Origin of the sequence: Streptomyces boninensis, assembly GCF_048572725.1 — a bacterium.
Taxonomy (GTDB): domain Bacteria; phylum Actinomycetota; class Actinomycetes; order Streptomycetales; family Streptomycetaceae; genus Streptomyces; species Streptomyces boninensis.
This window is the reverse complement of the sequence record NZ_CP183837.1, coordinates 3,885,585-3,908,728: the sequence shown is the minus strand read 5'-3', so window position 1 is coordinate 3,908,728 and position 23,144 is coordinate 3,885,585. Positions and strand designations below refer to the sequence as shown.

At 70.0% G+C, this 23,144-nt stretch carries 22 protein-coding genes and 1 tRNA gene; 18 read left to right on the top strand and 5 right to left on the bottom strand.

The window, feature by feature from the left end; translation table 11 throughout:
* Positions 1 to 10: 10 nt before the first annotated feature.
* The 10 genes from ACNNMR_RS17700 (at position 11) to ACNNMR_RS17655 (ending at position 11,125) form a co-directional block, all read left to right on the top strand.
* Positions 11 to 1,015 (top strand): nucleoside triphosphate pyrophosphohydrolase, encoded by a 1,005-nt coding sequence (locus tag ACNNMR_RS17700; RefSeq protein ID WP_419995583.1) that lies wholly within the window; start codon positions 11 to 13, stop codon positions 1,013 to 1,015.
* Between the two features lies 1 nt (position 1,016).
* Positions 1,017 to 2,225, top strand: a complete 1,209-nt coding sequence (locus tag ACNNMR_RS17695) for a cytochrome P450 family protein (RefSeq protein WP_419995582.1) — start codon at positions 1,017 to 1,019, stop codon at positions 2,223 to 2,225.
* Positions 2,226 to 2,342: 117 nt separating this feature from the next.
* Positions 2,343 to 3,323 (top strand): transglycosylase family protein, encoded by a 981-nt coding sequence (locus tag ACNNMR_RS17690; RefSeq protein WP_419995581.1) that lies wholly within the window; start codon positions 2,343 to 2,345, stop codon positions 3,321 to 3,323.
* Between the two features lie 339 nt (positions 3,324 to 3,662).
* Complete coding sequence (locus ACNNMR_RS17685; protein ID WP_419995580.1) at positions 3,663 to 4,328, top strand: transglycosylase family protein; 666 nt, start codon at positions 3,663 to 3,665, stop codon at positions 4,326 to 4,328.
* 162 nt (positions 4,329 to 4,490) lie between these two features.
* A complete protein-coding gene (gene eno / locus ACNNMR_RS17680; RefSeq protein WP_419995579.1) occupies positions 4,491 to 5,771 on the top strand; it encodes a phosphopyruvate hydratase in 1,281 nt (426 codons plus the stop codon).
* A 94-nt stretch (positions 5,772 to 5,865) separates the two neighbouring features.
* Positions 5,866 to 6,345 (top strand): FtsB family cell division protein, encoded by a 480-nt coding sequence (locus tag ACNNMR_RS17675; protein ID WP_419995578.1) that lies wholly within the window; start codon positions 5,866 to 5,868, stop codon positions 6,343 to 6,345.
* A gap of 143 nt (positions 6,346 to 6,488) precedes the next feature.
* Positions 6,489 to 7,022, top strand: a complete 534-nt coding sequence (locus ACNNMR_RS17670; protein WP_419995577.1) for a DUF501 domain-containing protein — start codon at positions 6,489 to 6,491, stop codon at positions 7,020 to 7,022.
* A complete protein-coding gene (locus ACNNMR_RS17665) occupies positions 7,019 to 7,954 on the top strand; it encodes an exopolyphosphatase (RefSeq protein ID WP_419995576.1) in 936 nt (311 codons plus the stop codon). The genes ACNNMR_RS17670 and ACNNMR_RS17665 overlap by 4 nt, the downstream gene beginning before the upstream one ends.
* A 258-nt stretch (positions 7,955 to 8,212) precedes the next feature.
* The gene (locus ACNNMR_RS17660; RefSeq protein WP_419995575.1) at positions 8,213 to 9,664 is read left to right on the top strand and encodes an NAD(P)/FAD-dependent oxidoreductase; all 1,452 of its coding nucleotides are present in this window, start codon (positions 8,213 to 8,215) and stop codon (positions 9,662 to 9,664) included.
* A gap of 165 nt (positions 9,665 to 9,829) precedes the next feature.
* Positions 9,830 to 11,125 (top strand): class I SAM-dependent methyltransferase, encoded by a 1,296-nt coding sequence (locus ACNNMR_RS17655; protein WP_419995574.1) that lies wholly within the window; start codon positions 9,830 to 9,832, stop codon positions 11,123 to 11,125.
* A gap of 78 nt (positions 11,126 to 11,203) precedes the next feature.
* Here the strand turns inward: ACNNMR_RS17655 and ACNNMR_RS17650 are convergent, their stop codons facing one another.
* Positions 11,204 to 13,726, bottom strand: a complete 2,523-nt coding sequence (locus ACNNMR_RS17650) for an ABC transporter permease (RefSeq protein WP_419995573.1) — start codon at positions 13,724 to 13,726, stop codon at positions 11,204 to 11,206.
* Between the two features lie 52 nt (positions 13,727 to 13,778).
* Positions 13,779 to 14,555: an ABC transporter ATP-binding protein gene (locus tag ACNNMR_RS17645; RefSeq protein WP_419995572.1), complete on the bottom strand. Its 777-nt coding sequence runs from the start codon at positions 14,553 to 14,555 to the stop codon at positions 13,779 to 13,781.
* A 361-nt stretch (positions 14,556 to 14,916) separates the two neighbouring features.
* Between ACNNMR_RS17645 and ACNNMR_RS17640 the strand changes: the two genes are divergently transcribed.
* From ACNNMR_RS17640 to ACNNMR_RS17605, 8 genes are all read left to right on the top strand, one after another.
* A tRNA-Leu gene (locus tag ACNNMR_RS17640) sits at positions 14,917 to 14,998 on the top strand.
* A 448-nt stretch (positions 14,999 to 15,446) separates the two neighbouring features.
* The gene (locus tag ACNNMR_RS17635; RefSeq protein WP_419995571.1) at positions 15,447 to 15,677 is read left to right on the top strand and encodes a hypothetical protein; all 231 of its coding nucleotides are present in this window, start codon (positions 15,447 to 15,449) and stop codon (positions 15,675 to 15,677) included.
* Positions 15,670 to 15,921 carry a hypothetical protein gene (locus ACNNMR_RS17630; protein ID WP_419995570.1) on the top strand — a complete coding sequence of 84 codons (252 nt, stop codon included), beginning with the start codon at positions 15,670 to 15,672 and terminating at the stop codon, positions 15,919 to 15,921. The genes ACNNMR_RS17635 and ACNNMR_RS17630 overlap by 8 nt, the downstream gene beginning before the upstream one ends.
* A 357-nt stretch (positions 15,922 to 16,278) precedes the next feature.
* Positions 16,279 to 17,064 (top strand): hypothetical protein, encoded by a 786-nt coding sequence (locus ACNNMR_RS17625; RefSeq protein ID WP_420000396.1) that lies wholly within the window; start codon positions 16,279 to 16,281, stop codon positions 17,062 to 17,064.
* A 4-nt stretch (positions 17,065 to 17,068) separates the two neighbouring features.
* Positions 17,069 to 17,752 (top strand): class F sortase, encoded by a 684-nt coding sequence (locus ACNNMR_RS17620; RefSeq protein WP_419995569.1) that lies wholly within the window; start codon positions 17,069 to 17,071, stop codon positions 17,750 to 17,752.
* Positions 17,753 to 17,966: 214 nt separating this feature from the next.
* Complete coding sequence (locus ACNNMR_RS17615; RefSeq protein WP_419995568.1) at positions 17,967 to 19,520, top strand: molybdopterin-dependent oxidoreductase; 1,554 nt, start codon at positions 17,967 to 17,969, stop codon at positions 19,518 to 19,520.
* Between the two features lie 79 nt (positions 19,521 to 19,599).
* Positions 19,600 to 20,256: a fasciclin domain-containing protein gene (locus ACNNMR_RS17610; protein ID WP_419995567.1), complete on the top strand. Its 657-nt coding sequence runs from the start codon at positions 19,600 to 19,602 to the stop codon at positions 20,254 to 20,256.
* Between the two features lie 78 nt (positions 20,257 to 20,334).
* A complete protein-coding gene (locus ACNNMR_RS17605) occupies positions 20,335 to 21,321 on the top strand; it encodes an AraC family transcriptional regulator (RefSeq protein WP_419995566.1) in 987 nt (328 codons plus the stop codon).
* A 10-nt stretch (positions 21,322 to 21,331) separates the two neighbouring features.
* Here ACNNMR_RS17605 and ACNNMR_RS17600 read toward each other — a convergent pair whose 3' ends face one another.
* From ACNNMR_RS17600 to ACNNMR_RS17590, 3 genes are all read right to left on the bottom strand, one after another.
* Positions 21,332 to 21,784 carry a sulfite exporter TauE/SafE family protein gene (locus tag ACNNMR_RS17600; protein WP_419995565.1) on the bottom strand — a complete coding sequence of 151 codons (453 nt, stop codon included), beginning with the start codon at positions 21,782 to 21,784 and terminating at the stop codon, positions 21,332 to 21,334.
* Between the two features lie 142 nt (positions 21,785 to 21,926).
* Complete coding sequence (locus ACNNMR_RS17595; protein WP_419992669.1) at positions 21,927 to 22,802, bottom strand: IS3 family transposase; 876 nt, start codon at positions 22,800 to 22,802, stop codon at positions 21,927 to 21,929.
* The gene (locus tag ACNNMR_RS17590) at positions 22,799 to 23,098 is read right to left on the bottom strand and encodes a transposase (RefSeq protein ID WP_419992670.1); all 300 of its coding nucleotides are present in this window, start codon (positions 23,096 to 23,098) and stop codon (positions 22,799 to 22,801) included. The genes ACNNMR_RS17595 and ACNNMR_RS17590 overlap by 4 nt, the downstream gene beginning before the upstream one ends.
* Positions 23,099 to 23,144: the final 46 nt, after the last annotated feature.

The following is a 23,144-nucleotide window of genomic DNA, read 5'->3' as shown; positions in this document are numbered from 1 at the left end:
CGTCATAGCCGTGCCCTCCGAAAACACCGCCGAGAACACCGCCGAGACGGCCACCCCGCCCCCCGGCCGCATCGTCCTGCTCACCGCCTCCCACCGCGTCGCCCCAGGCCTGCTCTCCTGGCCCGCCTGGCAGACCCTGCACGCCGCGGACGCGGTGCTCTGCGCCGACCCCGACCACCCGCAGCTGCCGTATCTGCGCGAGGCGGGCGTCACCGTCGAAGCCGGCGCCCTGCCCGGCGGCCAGGACCTGGTGGACGCGTGTACGGGCGGCCGCACCGTGGTCGTCGTCTCGTCCGCCGCGGGGGAGACCGACCTGACCGACTCGCTCGCCCGGCTGGCCGGTTCCGGCCGGGTGGCGATGCCCGCGATCGAGCTGCTGCCCGGCTCGTACGACCTCCCCGGCGCCCGCCTCCTCGACCTCGTCCAGGTCATGGACCAGATCCGCGCCGAATGCCCGTGGAGCGGCGGGCAGACGAGCGAGGGCCTGGTGAAGTACGGCCTGGAGGAGGCGTACGAGCTCGTCGAGGCGATCGAGGCGGGGGACCGGGAGGCGCTGCGCGAGGAGTTGGGGGACGTGCTGCTGCAGGTCGTCTTCCACGCGCGGATCGCCGAGGACGACCCGGAGCAGCCGTTCTCGATCGACGACGTGGCCGGGACCATCGTCGCCAAGCTCATCCACCGCCACCCGCACGTCTTCGGTGACGAGCGGGCGGAGACGCCGGAGGAGGTCAAGGCCCACTGGCTCCGCACCAAGGCGGAGGAGAAGCAGCGCGGTTCGGTGACCGAGGGCGTCCCGCTCGCCCAGCCCGCCCTGGCCCTGGCGGCGAAGCTCGCCTCCCGGGCCCGTACGGCCGAGCTCGCCGTCCGCCTCCCCGACGGCTCCGCGGACGTCGGCGCGCAGCTGCTCGCCCTGGCGGTACGGGCCGAGGCCGAGGGCGTCGACCCCGAGACGGCGCTGCGGATCGCCGCCCGCGCCTACCGCGACGCGATCCGCGCGGCGGAGGGCGACCGCTGACGTGACCGGAAGCCCTACCCCCGCCCTCTTCAGCTGGGAGTTCGCCACCGACCCGTATCCGGCCTACGCCTGGCTGCGGGAGCACGACCCCGTCCACTGGACGACCCTGCCGAGCGGCGTCGAGGCCTGGCTGGTGACGCGTTACGACGACGCCCGGCAGGCCCTCGCCGACCAGCGGCTCTCGAAGAACCCGGCCCGGCACAGCAGCGACAAGACCGGCATCCCGGGCGAGCGCGGCGCCGGGCTGATGACGCACCTGCTCAACATCGACCCGCCGGACCACACCCGCCTGCGCCGCCTCGTCTCGAAGGCCTTCACACCCCGCACGGTCGAGGCCTTCGCCCCGCGGGTGCAGGAGCTGACGGACGACCTCATCGACAGGTTCGCGGGCAAAGGCGAGGCGGACCTGATCCACGAATTCGCCTTCCCCCTCCCCATCTACGCCATCTGCGACCTACTCGGCGTCCCCCGCGAGGACCAGGACGACTTCCGCGACTGGGCCGGCGTGATGATCCATCACGGCAAGGGCCCCCGAGGCGGCGTCGCCAAGGCCGTAAAGAAGATGCGCGGCTATCTCGCCGAGCTCATCCACCGCAAGCGGGGCGACCTCGGCGACGACCTCATCTCCGGCCTCATCCGCGCCAGCGACCACGGCGAGCACCTCACCGAGCAGGAGGCCGCCGCGATGGCGTTCATCCTCCTCTTCGCCGGCTTCGAGACCACGGTCAACCTGATCGGAAACGGCACCTACGCCCTCCTCACCCACCCCGAGCAGCGCGCCCGGCTGGCCGCGGATCCCGCACTCCTCCCCGGCGCCGTCGAGGAACTCCTGCGCTACGACGGCCCGGTGGAGCTCGCCACCTGGCGCTTCGCCGCCGAGGACCTCACCATCGGCGGCCGCCCGATCCGCGCCGGCGACCCCGTCCTCGTCGTCCTCGCCGCGGCCGACCGCGACCCGGCCCGCTTCCCGGACCCGGACCTCCTCGACCTCGCCCGTACGGACAACCAGCACCTCGGCTACGGACACGGCATCCACTACTGCCTCGGCGCCCCGCTGGCGCGCCTCGAAGGGCGCACGGCCATCGGCACTTTGCTGCGCCGCATCCCGGATCTGCGGCTGGCGGCCGATCCGTCCGAATTGCGGTGGCGTGGGGGCCTCATTATGCGCGGACTGCGTACGCTCCCGGTCGACTTCAGCACGCAGAGCTAAGTGACGCGGCGTCAGCAATGTGATCTCTGCGTTATCGCCGGGGCATCGACTTGTGATGAACGTACTTACGGGCTAGGTTCGGCGCTCATTGTGAGACCGCCGATCGAAAGGCACCGCATGCTCTCCGGCAACGGCCGGCACCGCCGCAGCCGCCAGGCCCCCGCGATCCTCGTGGCGGCCGGCGTGACCGGAGCGGGCATCGCCCTGCCCCTGCTCTCCGGAGGCGCGGCGCAGGCCGCCGACGGCGCCACCTGGGACCGGATCGCGCAGTGCGAGAGCGGCGGCATGTGGGCCGCCGACACCGGCAACGGCTATTACGGCGGTCTGCAGTTGACGCCGGAGCAGTGGGAGCAGCACGGCGGCGCCGAGTTCGCCGAGCGGGCCGACTACGCGAGCCGCGCGCAGCAGATCGCCGTGGCCGAGCGGATCCTCGACGCCGAAGGGGCGCGGGCGTTCTCGCACTGCACCGACGGCACCGAACTGGAGGGCGACGAGCAGTCGCCGGGCGCGAGCCACAGCCCCGTACTGCCGCCCGCCGGCCCCGAATCGCCGGAGCCGTCCGACGAGACGACGGACCCCACGGACGGGCCGACGGAGCCCACGGAGGGCCCGACTGAGCCCTCGCAGAAGCCCACTGAGCCGACGCAGGAGCCGACAGAGTCGAAGGAGCCCACCGAGTCGGCCGGCCCTGCCACCGACTCGCCGAGCCCTTCGGACGACGCGCCGAGCACCCCGGGCGGCCCCCGCCACCGCGGCGACCCGGCCCCCGACCCGTCCGCCTCCACCTCCACCGAAGCCCCGGACTCCCGGGCGCCCTCGGACACCCCCGGCACCGGCAAGCACCGCAAGCCGGGCACCGGCAGCGAGGACGGCGACGGCAACGGCCGCCCCGGCGGCGACGACAGCGGCGACCGCGGCAGCCGCGGCACCGAGCGCGGCGATTACACCGTCCGACCGGGTGACAATCTGTCAAAAATTGCCGCAGACCGCTCCATAACCGGCGGATGGCCCGAGCTCTACGCGGACAACCGGGACGTCGTCGGCGCCGACCCCGACCTCATACACCCTGGTCAGCGCCTCGATTTCGGCCGCGACTAGGTCATGACGGGCGTGATCGGACGCTGTTTGTCCGATTTCCCGTAAGTGCGAGATCCGCATCACCGGCAGCGGACCGGGCTGCGGTATGAAGAACCCTTCTCACCTGCGGAGATGGCCGTCGATTCGGCCGAACGAGGCCCTTGCGACGCCGGTTTGCGGTCTTTGAATCGCTGATGTTCATGTGCTTACCGTCACATCGCTCGTCACCGCGAGCCCCGGCGATCGCCACGCCTAATCCTGTCGGCGTTCGTACGGGCAACTTGCAGCAATGCACCGCTGACAGGAGTGGGGCGCAGTCGTGGGGGTGACCTCGCAGGCGTCGGTGAAGAAGAGAACAACATGCTGCAATCCGGCGGCCGCCACCTCGCGGGCCACAAACGAGTTGTCATGTTCGTCAGCGCGGCAGGCACGGTGCTCAGCCTGCCAACGGTGGGGGCGGGCGCCGCGCACGCGGCCCCCATCGAGACCTGGGAGAAGCTCGCGTCCTGCGAGTCGAGCGGTAACTGGGCCGTCAACACCGGCAACGGCTTCTACGGCGGCGTCCAGTTCACCCAGTCCAGCTGGGAGGCGGCCGGCGGACACCGGTTCGCGGCCCGGGCCGACCTCGCCTCCAAGGGCCAGCAGATCCAGGCCGCCGAGCGGCTGCTGGCCATGCAGGGCCCCGGCGCCTGGCCGAACTGCGGCCCGAAGGCCGGCCTCGCCCGCGACACCGCGGACGGCACCCCGCAGGAGCGGGCCGAGCCCGATGCGCCACCGGAGCAGGCCGCGCCCGGCACCGGCCACGAGCCCGAGGCCTCCGGCGGCGACGCGAAGGCGGACTCCGGCTCCCGCACCGTAGGCCGCTGGACGTACGTCACCGTCAAGCCCGGCGACACCCTGGACGAGATCGCGCAGGCGCAGGGCGCGGACGGCGGCTGGTCCAAGGTCTACGAGGACAACAAGGACACCGTCGGCGAGAACCCGGACCTGATCCGCCCCGGCCAGGAAATCAAGGTCGCGAAGTGACGACCGGTGGCCTGACGGGCGCCTGAGGCGTATGGCCCGGGACACCGGTGCGGTCCCGGGCCGTACGACCCAGCGGTAACGGTTAGGCTCACTCCAGAAGACCCGATGCGCCCCACCGCTGTGGCGCACCACACAGCATTTGCATCCTCCGAAGGAGACACCGTGCCGTCGATCGACGTCGTCGTAGCCCGCGAGATCCTTGATTCTCGCGGCAACCCCACGGTCGAGGTCGAGGTAGGCCTCGACGACGGCAGCACCGGCCGTGCTGCCGTACCGTCCGGTGCATCCACCGGCGCCTTCGAGGCCCTGGAGCTGCGCGACGGGGACAAGGCTCGCTACGGGGGCAAGGGCGTCGAGAAGGCCGTGCTCGCCGTGATCGAGCAGATCGGCCCGGAGCTGGTGGGCTATGACGCCACCGAGCAGCGGCTGATCGACCAGGCGATGTTCGACCTGGACGCCACCCCGGACAAGTCCTCGCTCGGCGCGAACGCCATCCTCGGCGTCTCGCTCGCCGTGGCGCACGCCGCCTCCGAGGCCTCTGACCTGCCGCTTTTCCGTTACCTGGGCGGCCCGAACGCCCACCTGCTGCCGGTCCCGATGATGAACATCCTCAACGGCGGCAGCCACGCGGACTCCAATGTCGACATCCAGGAGTTCATGATCGCCCCGATCGGCGCGGAGTCCTTCTCCGAGGCCGTGCGCTGGGGCGCCGAGGTGTACCACACCCTGAAGTCGGTCCTGAAGGAGCGCGGCCTGGCCACCGGGCTGGGCGACGAGGGCGGCTTCGCGCCGAACCTCGACAGCAACCGCGAGGCCCTCGACCTGATCATCACCGCGATCGAGAAGGCCGGCTACACCACCGGCCAGGACATCGCCCTCGCCCTCGACGTGGCCGCCTCCGAGTTCTACAAGGAGGGCTTCTACCTCTTCGAGGGCAAGGAGCGCTCCGCCGCCCAGATGACGGAGTACTACGAGGAGCTGGTGGGCGCGTACCCGCTGGTCTCCATCGAGGACCCGCTCTTCGAGGACGACTGGAGCGGCTGGGCCGCCCTCACCGACAAGCTGGGCGACAAGGTCCAGATCGTCGGCGACGACCTCTTCGTCACGAACCCGGAGCGCCTGCAGCGCGGCATCGACGACGACGCCGCCAACGCGCTGCTGGTCAAGGTCAACCAGATCGGCTCGCTGACCGAGACCCTCGACGCCGTCGAGCTCGCCCAGCGCAGCGGCTTCAAGTGCATGATGTCGCACCGCTCCGGCGAGACCGAGGACGTCACCATCGCCGACCTGGCCGTCGCCACCAACTGCGGCCAGATCAAGACCGGCGCCCCGGCCCGCTCCGAGCGCGTCGCGAAGTACAACCAGCTGCTGCGCATCGAGGAGATCCTCGACGACGCGGCGGAGTACGCGGGGCGCTCGGCGTTCCCCCGCTTCAACAAGTAGGCAGCACGCCTTCCGGACAGCCCCGGCCGCACCACGTAGGGTGCGGTTCGGGGCTGTACCGCGTATTCACGGAGATCGGCAGGGGAGGACTGCTATGCCCGCAAAGGAACGGTTCTCCACCACCACCCGGCTGAAGCTGCTCGGCGAGCAGGCCGTGCTGCGCGTCTCCGAGCGGGTCTACCGGGCCCGCCCGCCCAAGCGCAGCCGCCTCACCGGCCGGGCCGCGCTGCTCGCGCTCGTCGTCTGCTCGCTGGTGGTGGCGCTCGCGTATCCGATGCGGCAGTACATCACCCAGCGCGCCGACATCGCCGAGCAGCAGCAGAAGCTCGACGACACCGAGGAGCGGCTGGAGAAGCTCCGCGACGACAAGGCGCGCTGGCAGGACCCGGACTACGCGCGCCGGCAGATCCGCGAGCGGCTGCACTACGTGAACCCCGGCGAGAAGGGGTACATCGTGCGCGGCGGCGCCGCCGACGGCCGCCGGGGCGCCGACCCGTCCGCCGCGGACCGCCCCTGGTACGACAACCTCCTCGACGGGATCGACGCGGCGGACGCGGCGGCGGCGACCCGCTGACCGGCGGCGACCCGCTGACCGGCGGCCACGCCCGAGTCCCCGCCCACCCGGGGGCCACGCCCCTTCCAGGCTATCGCCCGCCCCCGCCGCAGCCCGAAGTTATCCACAGCCCCGAGCCCCGCCCAACTGAGAAGATCTAAACCATGGACACCCCACCGCCCACCACCGACCCCACGCCGCCCACCGGGGCCGACATCGCCGCCATCCGCGAGCAGCTCGGCCGCACCCCGCGCGGCCTGCGCGCCATCGCGCACCGCTGCCCGTGCGGCAACCCGGATGTGGTGGAGACCGCCCCGCGCCTCGAGGACGGCACCCCCTTCCCGACGCTGTACTACCTGACCTGCCCGAAGGCCGCCTCCGCCATCGGCACGCTGGAGGCCAACGGCGTCATGAAAGAGATGACGGCCCGGCTGGCGGAGGACCAGGAGCTGGCGGCCGCGTACCGCAAGGCGCACGAGGACTACATCGCCCGTCGCGACGCGATCGAGGTGCTGCAGGGCTTCCCCAGCGCGGGCGGCATGCCGGACCGGGTGAAGTGCCTGCACGTCCTCGTCGGCCATTCCCTGGCCGCGGGCCCCGGCGTGAACCCGCTGGGCGACGAGGCGATCGCGATGCTGCCGGAGTGGTGGAAGAAGGGCGCCTGCGTGCAGGTCGCCGCCGAGGAGGGGGCCGAGTGACCCGGGTAGCCGCCATCGACTGCGGTACGAACTCGATCCGCCTGCTGGTGGCGGACGTGGACGCCGCCACCGGCAAGCTGGTCGACCTCGACCGCCGCATGCAGATCGTCCGCCTCGGCCAGGGCGTCGACCGTACGGGAAGGCTGGCGCCCGAGGCGCTGGAGCGGACCTTCGCGGCGTGCCGCGAGTACGCGGAGATCATCCGCGGCCTCGGCGCCGAGCGCACCCGCTTCGTCGCCACGTCCGCCTCCCGCGACGCCGAGAACCGCGACGACTTCGTCCGGGGCGTACGGGACATCCTCGGCGTCGAGCCGGAGGTGATCACGGGCGACGAGGAAGCCGAGCTGTCCTTCATCGGGGCGACCAAGGAGCTCACGGGCAAGGTCGATGCGCCCTACCTCGTCGTCGACATCGGCGGCGGCTCCACCGAGTTCGTCGTGGGCGACGAGCACGTCACCGCCGCCCGCTCCGTCGACATCGGCTGCGTACGCCTCACCGAGCGGCACCACTTCTCCGACCCGCCCGCCCCCGCGCAGGTCCGCGCGGCCCGCGCGGACATCGAGGCGGCGCTGGACCTGGCAGCCGAATCCGTACCGCTCGACACGGCAAAAACCCTGGTCGGACTGGCCGGCTCGGTCACCACCGTGGCCGGGATCGCCCTCGGCCTGCCCGCCTATGATTCGGCCGCTATCCACCACTCACGCCTGTCACTCGAACGGGTCAGTGAGGTGTCCGCGAATCTCCTCGAAGCGACCCACGACGAGCGCGCCGCGATCCCCGTGATGCACCCCGGAAGGGTCGATGTCATCGCTGCTGGGGCGCTGGTTCTGCGGGCGGTGATGGAGCGTACGGGCGCCACCGAACTGGTCGTCAGCGAGCACGACATCCTTGATGGGATCGCCTTCAGCGCGGCGCGCGAAGAAACTTCGTGAACCTTTTCACATGAGGAGTTGCCCGTAAGGCCCCCGTGGCGCGAGCGGCGGGGGCAGCGGGCCTCAACCGGTTGTTGAGCGAGGGTGCAGTGGTGCCGACGCCCTGTCGGAAACCGCAGCTCAGAGCGGTGCGGGCGAGTCGGCCTCGGAGCGCGGAGAACGCGCGAAAGCTGTGGGCGCGCAGTGTAGCACCAACCCCCCTGGACCTTGTGAAGCCCCTCACGAGCGACCCTCCTGACCCAGGTGGATACTTCTTACATGAGCACAACGGAGCGTCCCAGGATCCTCGTAGTAGGCGGCGGTTACGTCGGCCTGTACGCGGCGCGCCGCATCCTCAAGAAGATGCGATACGGCGAGGCGACGGTCACGGTCGTCGACCCGCGCTCGTACATGACGTACCAGCCCTTCCTTCCCGAAGCTGCCGCCGGCAGCATCTCCCCGCGCCACGTCGTGGTCCCGCTGCGACGCGTGCTCCCCCAGGCGGAGGTGCTCACCGGTCGGGTCACCCACATCGACCAGGACCGCAAGGTCGCCACGGTCGAGCCGATCGTCGGCGAGTCGTACGAGGTGCCTTTCGACTACCTCGTCGTCGCGCTTGGCGCCGTCTCCCGCACCTTCCCGATCCCCGGGCTCGCCGAGTCCGGCATCGGCATGAAGGGTGTCGAGGAAGCGATCGGTCTGCGCAACCACGTTCTCGAGCAGCTGGACATGGCCGAGTCGACCACCGACCCGGACATCCGGCGCAAGGCCCTGACCTTCGTCTTCGTCGGTGGCGGCTTCGCCGGCGCCGAAACCATAGGCGAGGTCGAGGACTTGGCCCGTGACGCGGCCAAGTACTACCCCTCGGTCAAGCGCGAGGACATGCGGTTCATCCTCGTCGACGCCGCGGACAAGATCCTCCCGGAGGTCGGCCCCGAGCTCGGCAAGTGGGGCCTGAAGCACCTGCAGGAGCGCGGCATCGAGTGCTATCTCTCCACCTCGCTGGAGAGCTGCATCAACGGCCACGTCGTGCTGAAGAACGGCCTCGAGGTCGACTCCAACACGATCGTGTGGACCGCCGGCGTGAAGCCGAACCCGGTCCTGAAGGAGTACGGCCTGCCGCTCGGCCCCCGCGGCCACGTGGACACCGCCGCCACCCTCCAGGTCCAGGGCACCGACTACATCTGGTCGGCCGGCGACAACGCCCAGGTCCCCGACCTCGCCGCCCGCGCGGCCGGCGTCGAGAACGCCTGGTGCCCGCCGAACGCCCAGCACGCGCTGCGCCAGTCGAAGATCCTCGGCGACAACGTGGTGGCCGAGATGCGCGGCTTCCCGCAGCGCGAGTACCGCCACCACAACCTGGGCGCGGTCGCCGGCCTCGGCCTGCACAAGGGCGTCGCGATGATCGTCCTCGGCAAGCTGAAGATGAAGTTCAAGGGCCGCCTCGCCTGGTACATGCACCGCGGCTACCACGGCATGGCCGTCCCGACCTTCAACCGGAAGATCCGGGTGCTGGCCGACTGGACGCTCGCCATGTTCCTCAAGCGCGAGGTCGTCTCGCTCGGCGCGCTGGAGTCCCCGCGCGACGAGTTCTACGAGGCCGCCGCCCCGGTCACCGCGGCTGCCGCGGCCAAGCCGGCCCCCGGCAAGCTGCCGCCGCCGGAGCCGGCCAAGGTCGCCGCCGAGCACGCGGCCGCCGCGCCGATCGCGCCCGCGGAGCGGGCTTCGTAACACCTGCATCGCACTGCAACGCACCGCACAAAGGCGCCCTCCCAATCCTGGGGGAGGGCGCCTTTTGCGCGCCTCTTTGCATCCTCTTTCCGCGTCTGCGGGACTGCGGTGGGGGGTGGTTGGTGTTTACGTAGGGACAGGTACTGACACCCACGGAGGTGCGACATGCCCGACGCCGCCTCGCGGCTCACCGCCCTTGCCGATCAAGTCCTGGGAGCGCCCCTCCCCGTACGGATCCGTGCCTGGGACCGCAGCGAGGCCGGACCCCCGGGAGCCCCCGTGCTCGTCATCCGCCACCCGCGGGCGCTGCGCCGGCTGATGTGGAAGCCCGGCGAGCTGGGGCTGGCGCGGGCTTGGGTGGCGGGCGAGATCACCGTGGACGGCGATCTGTACGAGGCGCTCGACCTGATGGCCGGGTCCGTATGGCAGCAGGACGAGGACCGCCCGAAGCGGCGCTTCTACGATCCCGCGCTGCGGGCCGCGGCGAAGGAGCTGGTGGCGCTGGCGGGCCCCTGGCCACCACCCCCGCCCCCGCGCGAGGAGGTGCGCCGGCGGCGCGGGCCGCTGCACACGCTGCGCCGCGACAAGGCCGCCATCAGCCATCACTACGACGTCGGCAACGACTTCTACGCGATGGTGCTCGGCCCGTCGATGGTCTACTCGTGCGCGTATTGGGACGACGGGGGGACGCTGGAGGAAGCCCAGGCCGCGAAGCTCGACCTGGTCTGCCGCAAGCTCGGCCTGGCGGAGGGCGCCCGGCTCCTCGACGTCGGCTGCGGCTGGGGTTCGATGGCGCTGCACGCGGCCCGTACGTACGGCGTGAGCGTCCTCGGGATCACGCTGTCGCACGAGCAGGCGGCGTATGCGCGCAAACGGGTCGCGGAAGCCGGTCTCACCGACCGGGTGGAGATCCGGGTGCAGGACTACCGGCTGGTGGATCCGGCGGCGGACGGCCCCTTCGACGCGATCTCGTCGATCGGGATGGCGGAGCATGTCGGCTCCCAGGCGTACGGGGTGTATGCGCAGCAGCTCTACAGCCTGCTCAAGCCGGGCGGCCGGCTGCTGAACCACCAGATCGCGCGGCGTCCGCTGCGGGACGAGTCGGCGTACGAGATCGACGAATTCATCGACGCGTACGTCTTCCCCGACGGCGAGCTGTCCCCGATCGGCGCGACGGTCTCGAAGCTGGAGGAGGCGGGCTTCGAGGTCCGCGACGTCGAGTCGATCCGCGAGCATTACGCGCGCACGCTGCGCGCGTGGGTGGCGCGGCTCGAGTCGCGGTGGGCCGAGGCGGTGGCGACTACGTCGCCGGGGCGGGCGCGGGTGTGGCGGCTGTATATGGCGGCGTCGGCGCTGTCATTCGAGCGGAACCGGATTGGGGTGAATCAGGTGCTGGCGGTGCGGACGCCTGGGTCCGGGGAGTCGGGGCTGCCGTTGCGTACGAGGGAGTGGGTGGCTTAGGGGGCGGCGTCACCATCCGATGCCAAGCCGCCCGCTGTCCCCTGAGCGAGGGCAGCGGGCGGGTGGGTGGGAAAACAGCTACTCGGCCTTAATGGCAGCCAGCATGTTCAAGCGCGCAGCCCTCCGCGCCGGCCACAGCGCCGCGATCACGCCGACCACTGCCGCCGCCGCCAGGAACAGGCCCATCCGGCCCCACGGCAGGACCATCTCGTACGTGCCCAGCCCCGCACCCTTCACCAGGTCGCCCACGGCCCAGCCGAAGAAGACACCGAGCCCCAGCCCCAGCACCCCGCCGAAGAGCGAGATCGTCAGCGACTCCAGCCGCACCATGCGCTTCACCCGACGCCGGTCCAGCCCGATGGCGCGCAGCATCGCGATCTCCTGCTGCCGCTCGAAGACCGACATCGCCAGGGTGTTGATGACACCCAGCACCGCGATCACGACCGCCATGCCGAGCAGCGCGTACAGCATGTACAGCAGCATGTTGATCACGCCCGCGACCGAGTCGGCGACATCCTGCTTGTCCTGGACGGCGATCGCCGGGTTGTCGCCGAGCGCCTTCTCCAGGGTGTTCTTGTTGGCGTCGGACTCGCCGCCCTTCATCTTCACGAAGAGCTGCATGTCCGTCGGCCGGTCGAGATGAGGCGTGAGGGTGGCGTTGTCGAGCATGATGCCCTTCACCATCTCGTTGCCCTCGTAGACGCCGCTGATCTGCAGCGCACCCCGCTTGCCGTCCTGGTACGTCAGCGGCACCGAGTCGCCGACCTTCCAGCCCTCCTGGTCGGCCGTCTTCTGGTCGACGACCGCCTTGTCACCGCTCAGCCCGCCGAACGAACCGGAGTTGAAGTCCAGCGACGTCAGGTCGCCGATCGTCTTGCCGTTGACACCGGTGAGGTACTCCTCGTCCCCGCCGATCGACACCGGCGCATTGCGCAGCGGCGACGTGGCCGTGACCCCCGGCACCTCGGCGACCTTCTTGTCCACCTCCGGGTTCAGCGGACTGAAGTTCGCCATAGACACCACGTAGTCGGACTTCAGCGACCCCGTCGCCATGTTCTCGATGCCCTTGGACACCCCACCCGCGATCACCGTCAGCCCCGTGATCAGCGTCAGCCCGATCATCAGCGCAGAAGCAGTCGCAGCAGTACGCCGCGGATTGCGCACCGCATTCTGCCGCGCCAGCTTGCCCGCGACCCCAAAGATCCGCAGCACCGGCGCGGCCGCCGCGATCAGCGGCCGCGACAGCAGCGGCGTCAGTACGAAGACGCCGACCAGCAGCAGCGCCGCGCCGGCGCCCATCGCCGCCTTGCCGTCGCTCATCGACGTACCACCGACGACCAGCGCCGCACCCGCGGCCGACAGCAGCGAGCCGATCGTGTTGCGGATGACCAGCGACCGCGTGGTCGCCTTGGCGTGCACGCTGCTCATCGCCGCCACCGGCGGGATCTTCGCCGCCCGCCGGGCCGGCAGCCACGCCGCCAGCACCGTCACGACCACACCCACGATCAGCGAGGCGGCGATCGTGGCCGGGGAGACCACCAGCGGCCCGTCCGGCACCGTCTGACCCGCGGCGCTCATCGCCGCGCGCAGCCCGGCGCCGATGCCGACACCCGCGCCAAGACCCACCGCGGCGGCGATCACGCCGACCGTCGTGGCCTCAAGCAGCACCGAGCGCGTCACCTGGCGCCGGCTGGCGCCCACCGCGCGCAGCAGCGCCAGCTCCTTGGTGCGCTGGGCGACCAGCATGGTGAAGGTGTTGGCGATCAGGAAGATGCCGACGAAGAGCGCGATGCCGGCGAAGGCGAGCATGAAGGTGCGCATGCCGGAGGATGCGCTCTTGATCTCCTCGGCCTCGTCATCGGCGAGCTTCTTGCCGGTGACCGCCTCGGTCTCGGCCGGCAGCAGCTGCTGCACCTCCTGCTTCAGCTGCGCCTGCGAGGTGCCGGCCGCCCCCTCAAGGGAGATCTCGGTGAACTCGCCGGGCTTGGCGAACAGCTTCTGCGCCGTCTTCGTATCGAAGAGGACGAGGGTGCCGCCCGCGGCGACATTGCCGTCGTCCGTCGTGTAGACGCCGGACACCTTCTGTTCGAGGACCGGGCCGTCGACGGACATCCGGACGGTGTCGCCGACCCCGTAACCGGTGCGCTCCGCGGTCTTCGCGTCGATCGCGATCTCATGCGCGGTACGCGGCGCCTCGCCCGACTTCATCGGATAGCGCGGGTCGTCGTCGCCGTAGTAGTTGGCGCCGTTGGTGGTGAAGCCGTCGCCGACCAGCTTGCCGTCCTTGTCGGCGAGCGCGGCGAAGCCGGACACCGAGCCGGTGGCGCGCTCCACGCCGGGCGCGGCCGCGACCTTGTTGAGCAGGTTCTGGCTGAGCGCGGGGGCGGCGCCGGGCCGGCCGGCGTCCTTGTCGTCGTCCGGGCGGATCTGTACGTCGACGTGGTCGAAGCCCTTCTCGGAGGACTTCGTGTACGCGTCGGAGATGGTCGAGGTGAAGACCAGGGTGCCGGAGACGAAGGCGACGCCGAGCATGACGGCGAGCACGGTCATCAGCAGCCGGGCCTTGTGCGCGAGCACGTTGCGCAAGGCGGTGCGGAACATATGGGGTCTCAGTCCTGTATGAGGTCGTAGCGGCGTATCGGCAGGCTGAGCGTCAGCTCACGCGGCCCTTGGAGTCGAACCGCTTCATGCGGTCGAGGACCTCGTCGGCGGTGGGGTCGGTCAGCTCGTCCACGATCCGGCCGTCGGCGAGGAAGACCACGCGGTCGGCGTACGCGGCCGCCACCGGGTCATGGGTGACCATCACGACGGTCTGGCCGAGCTCGCGCACCGAGTTCCGCAGGAAGCCCAGCACCTCGGCGCCGGAGCGGGAGTCCAGGTTGCCGGTCGGCTCGTCCGCGAAGATGATCTCGGGCTGGGAGGCCAGCGCGCGGGCCACCGCCACGCGCTGCTGCTGGCCGCCGGAGAGCTGCGCCGGGCGGTGCTTCAGCCGGCCGCTGAGGCCCACGGTCTCGACGACCTGGTCGAGCCACCCCTTGTTGGGCTTACGGCCCGCGATGTCCATGGGCAGCGTGATGTTCTCCAGCGCGTTCAGCGTCGGCAGCAGGTTGAAGGCCTGGAAGACGAAGCCGATCTTGTCGCGGCGCAGCTGGGTGAGCTTCTTGTCCTTCAGGCCGGTCAGCTCGGTCTCGCCGATCCGGGCGGAGCCGCCGCTGACCGTGTCCAGACCCGCCATGCAGTGCATCAGCGTGGACTTGCCGGAGCCGGAGGGACCCATGATCGCGGTGAACTCGGCCTTGCGGAATTCAACGGACACCGCGTCGAGCGCGACGACCTTGGTCTCGCCCTCCCCGTAGACCTTGGTGAGATCCGTGGCGCGGGCGGCCGCGGTGCGGATGGCGGTGTGGACGCCGGGCGTCGTGGTGGTCACGGGCGGGACTCCTGTCGGGACGGCACTGCTTTTCTCTGCTTCTTATTGCGCTCCCTCCATGCTCCCGGCGGCCGCAGCCCAACGGATCAGCCCAGGCTCCGGTTCCCGGGAGGGTCCATAGAGGTACGCCCAAGACCGGGTCTCCTCCTGCGGTATGACACCGACCCTGAGGCGGCGGGACCGGCAGCGGACCGGCAACGTACCGGCAGCGGAATGGCACGCGTGTCCTGATGCCGTCACGACCGCCACGAAAACAAGCCAACATCAGTGCGTAGATGCCCAGTTCGGTAGCGAATGAGGGCTACTCTGGTTACCGCGCCAGGGGGTGGTCCGTACGGAGAGTACGGATCCGGGGAGGCCTGCCCGGATGGTGGAAAGCAGACACGGCGACCTTAAAAGTCGCTGGCCTTCGGGCCGTGCCGGTTCAAGTCCGGCTCCGGGCACCTCTGGCACCCCTTCTGACCTGGGGTTTTATCCATCTGTCGAAACGTAAGGGAACCCGTCTCCGGCACGGCCCCGGCGCGATCCGCCTCCGGTTGCCTTCGAAAGTGCATCTGACCTGGAGGTTTGCGTTCTCAGTACCTCTGTGTCTGGACGTGCTCTCCGGCACGGTCTCCCGGAGGGCGATGCCGGGCCTTGATGTCGTCCCGAGACTGGCCGTGCTGCCGGACTGGCCCCGCTCCGGTGAGGTGGGTTTTGGCGGATGCCGGGGGGTGGGGCGGCTAGGCTGCATGTGTCGTGGCTGCTGACGGCGGAGGGATGTGGCACATGGTGGTGCAGTATCCCGAGAGCGGGGGGCCTTTGATCGCGATGCCGGAGTTGAGTCTGCCGTAGCTGCGGGCGGCCGTGGCGGTGGTGGCGCCTTCCTTGTTGCCGGGGTTCTTCGAGAGTATGCAGCTGGCGTTCGTGCGGGCCGGGGATGAGGGCAGCGTGGTGCCGATTCGCATGTTCTACCGGCAGTGGGGCGTGGTCGTGGAGATCGAGCGCCATCCTGGTGTGGCGGCGCGGCTGCACGCCGCCTGGGCCGCCATGGACAGCGAGGGCCCGGCTGAGCGGGATCGCGCGGTGCGGGAGGCGGGCGAGATCGTGCGGGCCGCGCATCGCGAGGCTGCCGGTGGCTGACTGGCACTGGGAGGCCGGCCCCGACTCGCTCCTGGACGATCCGCCGGCACAGGCGCGGACCGAGGCGGAGCACTTGGCGCGGGAGATCGCCGTACGCGAGTCGATGGTCTTCCTCGACGGTGCCGCATTCACCGGCAACAACCCTGGTCTGCGGACTGAGAGCCGCGGGCAGTTGCTGCCGATGTACCTCACCGATATTCGCGGCGAACGGATCGTGGTGCTACAGGTCGCCTGGTTCGGCTAACGCCGTGAGGGCAGCGGCTTCTGGGGCCCGGGTGCGAGGCTCCCGGCGATAGCACAGCGAAGCCGATCCTGTGACCCGGCCCAGCGAGCGGGGAATCCAGCGGTGAGATCGGTGAAGTGGCAGGGCTTCGATTGATTCCGCTGCAGGTAAGCGGGCACTCTGCCGGGACTCTACGACAGCGCCGCATGCTGAATCATCGCCAAGCCGAGATCGGCACCACCTTGTGGGCGACCCGGAGAGGACCAATCCGGATGCTCGGTGGCTCCGAACCTCTCAGCAGAGGCCGCTTCCTGCACGGCTGGGCACCCGAACCCGCCGTCGGCGGTCACCGCAGACCTAGAGGGAGTCTAATCGATGCTGATATCCAGGCGAACCGCACGACTGGCCGCGCTCGCGGTGCTACCGACGGCACTCGTGCTGGGCGGCCCGGTCGGCTCCGGGGTGGCCGCGGACGACGACAGCGCACGTCAGATCGACCTGCTGCCGCAGAACGACTCGGGCGCGAAAGGAGCGGCGTTCCTCAGCCTGAAAGGCACCGAACTGACCGTGTACGTCGATGTGAAAGGCCTGGTCCCCAACGCCCCGCACGCCCAGCACATCCATGGCTCCACCAAGGGCATGAACTTCCACTGCCCCACGGCAGACGCGGACAAGAACGGCGACGGCATCGTCTCCACCGCCGAAGGGCTGCCCTCCTACGGCGACATCATGATCTCGCTGACCACCAAGGGCGACACCTCCAAGGACAGCGGCCTGGCCGTCGAGCGGATGCCCAAAGCAGACGCTGACGGCAACCTGAGTTACAAGCGCACCATCACCGTCTCTCAGAAGGTCGCCGACCACATAAAGGACTTGCACCTGGTGCAGCATGGCATCGACGTCAACAACAACGGCAAGTACGACGCCGGGGCCGGCAAGAGCGAACTCGACCCCAAGTTGCCGCAGGAGGCCACCGCACCCGCGAACTGCGGCATGGTCAAGGGCGCCGCGATCGGCTCTATGCCGGTCGGTGCTGTGGAGACCGGCGGCGGACAGGACCCTGACGCCACCGCGCCGGGGCTGATCGCGGCCGGCGGCATCGGGCTCGCCGGCGCGGCCGGACTGCTGCTGCTCGCGCGTCGCCGCCGCGGCACACAGTGGTGACGCGGTGCGCGTGAGCAAGGGCGCCCGCGTCCTGGTCGCGGCTGCGACGGCTCTGGCCGCCGCAGCCGCGTCGCTGCTGGTCGCCGGCCTGCTCCAGCGGGACCCGCCGACACCGCGACCCCCGCATACGGACGCAACGTCCGCCCCCGCCGCATCGCCGCCTGGGACTGCCGGCCACCACCACCCGGACGATGGCGACTCACCGACTCGCAAGCCGCCCAACGCCCGACCGCTTCCCGCCTCCGCCCCGGCACGGCTGTCGATCCCGTCGCTGGGGGTCGCCTCCGACCTGGAGCGGCTCGGGCGCGACGGCGACGGCGCCATGCAGACACCCGCCGACCACCGTCGAGCCGGCTGGTACACCCCCGGTCCCACCCCGGGCGAACTCGGTCCTGCCGTCATCGCCGGGCACGTGACCTGGAACGGCACGAGGTCGGTCTTCTACCGCCTCGGAGACCTTCGCCCGGGCGACCTCATCACCGTCGAACGCGCCGACGGCCGCACTGCCCGCTTCGAGGTACAGCGCACCGAGCGCTACGCGAAGTCCGACTTCCCCACCGTCGAGGTCTACCGCAATCTCGACCACGCCGGACTGCGCCTGATCACCTGCGGCGGCGCCTTCGACGAGGCCAACCACTACTACGCCGACAACATCGTCGTCTTCGCCGCCCTGACCAACGAGGCATGAACCAGCGGACCCGCCGCGGAATGCACAGAGAAGCTCCACAGCCACGGTCACCCCAGAAACGTACAAACAGAGATAACGCTGCCGGAGCGTTGGGGAGACTGCGGCCGGTGAGCGGTGGTAGCCGCGTGCTTCGCCAGTGGCGGGCGTGACTCGATTGGGTGAATGGAGCAATCCGTTCTCGGCGGGGCTCCGAATGCAGGGTGTGACGACAAAGATGAACGCCCTGTTGCGCACGGCCGCAGCGGCCCTTGACGGGCTGCTCGCCGCCGGCGCCGCGCTGGGGGTCGCGGAATTGACCGCCGCCGCCGTTCGTCGTGAATCCTCGCCGATCGTCGCGGTCGGTTCAGCGGTTATCGACGTCACGCCGGCCGGGGTGAAGGACTGGGCGATCCGGCAGTTCGGCTCGAACGACAAGCTCGTCCTGCAACTCGGTGTGCTGCTGGTGCTGGCGCTGTTCGCGATCGCGCTCGGCATCGCCGCCCTGCGGGTGCGGCGCAGCGCCGCCGCCGGGGTGCTCGCCTTCGGGGTCATCGGTGCGCTCGCCGCCACGTCCCGGCCGGACGGATCGGCGACGGATGCGGTGCCGTCGATCGCTGGCGCCCTGGTCGGCGCAGGTGTGCTGTACGGCCTGACCGGTGCGCTGCGCACCGCGACGGACGGGTCGCAGGACGAACGGACAGGTGTCGGCCGGCGCCGCTTTCTGCTCGGCGCCGCCGCCGTGGCGGCCGGCTCAGCCGCGGCCGGAGTGATCGGGCGGGTGTTGAACACCGCCAGCGGGGATGCGGCTGCCTCGCGCGCCGCGGTGCGCCTGCCCGCGCCGGTGTCCAAGGCCGCACCCGTGCCCAAGGGCACCGACCTGAAGATCGAGGGACTGAGCCGGTTCACCACTGCGGCGAAGGACTTCTACCGGGTCGACACCGCCTTGGTGGTACCGCAGGTGGACGCCCGCGACTGGAGTCTGCGCCTGCACGGAGACGGGGTGAAGACCCCGATCGAGATCGACTTCGACCAGTTGCTGGCCCGGGGCCTGATCGAACGCGACATCACCCTCAACTGCGTCTCCAGCGAGGTCGGCGGCCCCTACATCGGCAACGCCCGCTGGCTCGGGGTGCCGCTGGCCGAGCTGCTGCGCGACGCCGGGGTCCGCCCGCCCTCGCGGGGCGGCCCGGCGGATCAGCTGGTGGCGCGTTCCACGGACGGGATGACCATCGGCACGCCGGTCGAGACCGTGATGGACGGCCGGGACGCCATGCTGGCCGTCGCCATGAACGGCGAACCGCTGACCTTTGTGCACGGCTTCCCCGTCCGCATGCTCGTCCCCGGCCTTTACGGCTATGTCTCCGCCTGCAAGTGGCTCACCGAGCTTGAGCTGACCACCTTCGATGCCTACGACACCTACTGGACCAAACGCGACTGGTCCGCCCGCGCCCCGGTCAAGACCCAGTCGCGCATCGACACCCCGAAGCCGTTCGCCAAGCTCAAGCCCGGCCGTATCGCCGTCGCGGGCGTGGCCTGGGCCCAGCACCGCGGCATCGACCAAGTCGAGGTCCGCCTCGACGACGGCCCCTGGCAGAAGGCCCGGCTCGCCGCGGAGGACAGCCGCGACACCTGGCGCCAGTGGGTCTGGGAATGGGACGCCACCCCGGGCTCGCACACCTTGACTGTCCGCGCCACCGACCGCACCGGCGCCACGCAGACCGCCCGTCGCGCTCCGACCCGACCGGACGGGGCCACCGGCAGGCACTCGGTGGTGGTCAACGTGACCTGAAACCAGCTCTGTCGACCGATCACCACAAGCGTCACCTGAACCTTCACCACCCCCCCCAACAATGCACCGAGGAGCCCTCATGAAGGCCACCACCCGTATCAGCCGCATCGCCGTGACGGCAGCCGCCGCTCTCGTTGTGCCGCTTGCCTTGACCGCCTGCGGCAGCGACGACGACGGCGGCAAGGACAAGGCCGCCGGCTCAGGTGCGGGCAAGCCCGCAGCCAGCGAGAAGAGCGACCCGCCGGCCGACACCGCCGAGGACGGCCCGTTCGGCCCGGCCTGCGCGGGCGTGCCCAAGAGCGGCGCCGGCAGCTTCGACGGCATGGCCAAGGACCCCGTCGCCACCGCGGCCTCCAACAACCCGGCCCTGTCCACCCTCGTCGCGGCCGTGAAGAAGGCCGGGCTGGTCGACACCCTCAACAACGCTCAGAACATCACCGTGTTCGCGCCGACCAACGACGCCTTCAAGAAGATCCCGAAGGCGGACCTGGACAAGGTCATGAGCGACAAGAAGACGCTCACCAAGATCCTCACCTACCACGTGGTGGGCCAGAAGCTGACGCCGCAGCAGCTGGAGAACGGCTCCTTCCCCACCCTGGAGAAGAGCAAGCTGACCACCTCCGGCTCCGGCGAGTCCTTCAAGGTGAACGACTCCGCGAACGTGGTCTGCGGCAACGTCAAGACCGCCAACGCCAACGTCTACATCATCGACTCGGTCCTGATGCCCAAGATGTGACGACCACGCCAAAAGCAAGGGCGGGCGCCGTGGAATCCACCTGCGGCGCCCGCCGCCGTATCAACTCATCGAGGCGTGATGAACGGGACGACCCGGCCTTCCATCACTCACCTATCGGTGCATACCTCCACGGCGCACGAAGCCGCCGCCGTTGCTGAGGACGCCTTGAAGGTCGCCCATTTTGAAATGAGCGGTTCTGAGCCAGGTGCCGCGGCTGGCTTTGACATTGTTCGGCTCGGCCGTCTGACCATGGGTTACATCGCATCCCCATTTCCGGTTCGCATGGCGTTCGCTGCAGACTTAGTGCACCACGTCGTGGTGCCACTATCCGGTTCGGTGATATGGGCACGCACCGGCGAAACGGGGAAATCAGCCGACATCTCCCGAGCAGTGACATTCGGCCCTGACGAGGGGTTCTCTCTTGAGTCTCTGGCAGCACCGACCCTGCTGTTGTGCTGCCAGGTGGAATCCGGTGCGCTCCGGCGGCACCTGGAATCTCTGCTGGGCAGATCGCTGAGTCAGCCGCTGGAGCTGACCCGCATCTTCGACACGACCGAAGGGTTCGGCGGAAGCTGGTCCAGGCTGGCCGCCGGTCTCGCGCAGGAACTCACCTACCCGGACAGCCTCATACCGCAACAGGCCATCGGTCAGTCCATCGAAGATCTACTTCTCACCGGGCTCCTGGTGGCTGTCGGTCACCGTTTTGCCGCAGAGCTACGAGCACCGACCCCGCCCCTGCGTCCCGCCACCGTCAAACGTGTCCTCGATGCAATCGAGGCCGACCCTTCCCGCGCGTTCACCACCGCCGAACTCGCCGCCATTTCCCGCGTCAGTGCGCGAAGGCTTCAGGAATCATTTCGCCTGTACGTCGGCATGACGCCGCAGAACTATCTGCGGCACGTCCGGCTCGATCGTGTGCGCGCCGACCTGGCCAAGGCGCGATCCGCGGAGTGCAGCGTCAGCGAGATCGCAAAGCAGTGGGGTTTTACCCACATGGGTAGATTCGCAGTCTGCTATAAGGAACGTTTCGGCGAAAAACCCTCCCATACCTTGTCGTTCGAGTAGCCGCCCTCCCTCACCAAGGGCCGAGCAAGGCGCGGGCTGTCAGCCCCACGCCAACCACCAGAACGAGCGCGGACGTGGCGAGGGGGCCGAGCCGGGAGAGCTTCCTCCAGAAGGGTCCGTACTGCCCCGTGGCGTGTACGCGCTCTTCCAGCCGGCCGCGAAGGCGCACCAGGAGGAGGCCCGCCAAGGTGAGCGTCGCGGCCATGCCCAGGCCATATCCGAAGACCAGCAGGATGCCGAAGGCGGTTCGTCCCAGAGCCACTGCGCCCAGGAGGACTACGAGCGCGGATGGGCTCGGCACCAGGCCGCCGGCGAATCCCAGGCCGATCAGGGCTGCGTGCTTCGGGCGCTCCGGTGCTGCAGGTGTGCCCGGCGCAGCAGCGCGATCGGGTTCGGAAGAGGGCCGAGGAATCGCCACCGACCGGTCAACGATCGCGACCGCCGCTGACCGGTCGGTGGCCACAGCAGCGGCGGGACTCGCGGAGGGATGGCCTTGTGGATGTGGATGTGGATGTGGATGTGGGTGTGGATGTGGGTGCGGGTGGGAATGCCGGTGCGGGAAGTGTGGGCTTGCTCCGGTTTGACGGACACGGTGGCTGTGTCGGTCAGGCCGCGAGGGCGGCTTCGTATTCGGCGGGGCTGCGGTAGCCGAGGCTGCTGTGCAGACGGCGCGGGTTGTACCAGCCCTCGATGAAGTCGAAGATCGCTGAGTGGGCGACGGCGCGGCTGGGCCAGATCTGCGGGCCGCCGGCGCCCAGCTCGCGCTTGAGGGTAGCGAAGAACGACTCGGCCAGGGCATTGTCCCAGCACACCCCGGTCCGCCCGGTTGACAGCCGGATCCCGAAACCCTCTGCCACCTCGGCGAATTCACGACTGGTGTACTGGCAGCCGCGATCCGCATGAAAGATCAGCCCTCGCCCCGGGCGACGGCCGCGGCAGGCCGCCAGCAGCGCGTCGGTGACCAACGAGGTGCGCAAATGGTCGGCCGTTGCCCAGCCGACGACCTTCCGCGAGGCGATGTCGATCACGGTGGCCAGGTAGAGCCAGCCCTGATCGGTGGGGATGTAGGTGATGTCGCCGCACCAGCGGGCATCGAGCCGAGTCGCGGTGGCGAAGTCGCGCTGAACCAGGTCCGGTCGCCTTCTCGCGTGCGGGTCCTGGACCGTGGTGCGGACACGGCGTCCGCGGCACCGGCCCAAGAGCCCGGCCTGACGCATCAGCCGTGCCACGCGACGCCGGCCGCACCGCACGCCCTCTCGCCGCAGCGCGGCGTGGACGCGCGGGGAGCCGTAGGCGCCGCGGGAATGGGCATGCACCGCGGCGATCTGGTCGGCCAGCTCGTCGTCCTGCTGCCGGCGCGGGCAACGACTGCCCGCGCGGCGGGCGTAGAAGGCGGCACGCGAGACCTTCAGCAGTTCACACGCCCGCTTGACGCTGTGACCTGCCTGCTTCTCCGCCTCGATGAACGGATGCACCGTCACCGGGTCTCGTTCGCGAAGAAAGCCGTCGCCCGCTTGAGGACATCCACGTCCTGCCGCAACCGACGATTCTCCTGCCGCAACCGGGCCAGCTCCACCCGTTCATCGCTGGTCAGCCCCGGCTCCTCACCGCCATCGACCTTGGCCTGGCTGACCCACAAACGCACCGCGGTCTCGGTCAGATCGAAGTCCTTGGCCACCTGGCCGACCGAGCGGTCGCCTCGCCGGCACAGCTCGACGATCTCGGCCTTGAACTCCGGCGTGAACGAGCGCCTGGGACGCGGCTTCTTCTTCCCCATGCTCTCCATGGTGGACATCCTTCCGGGGCCGTGACCCCTGATCTCG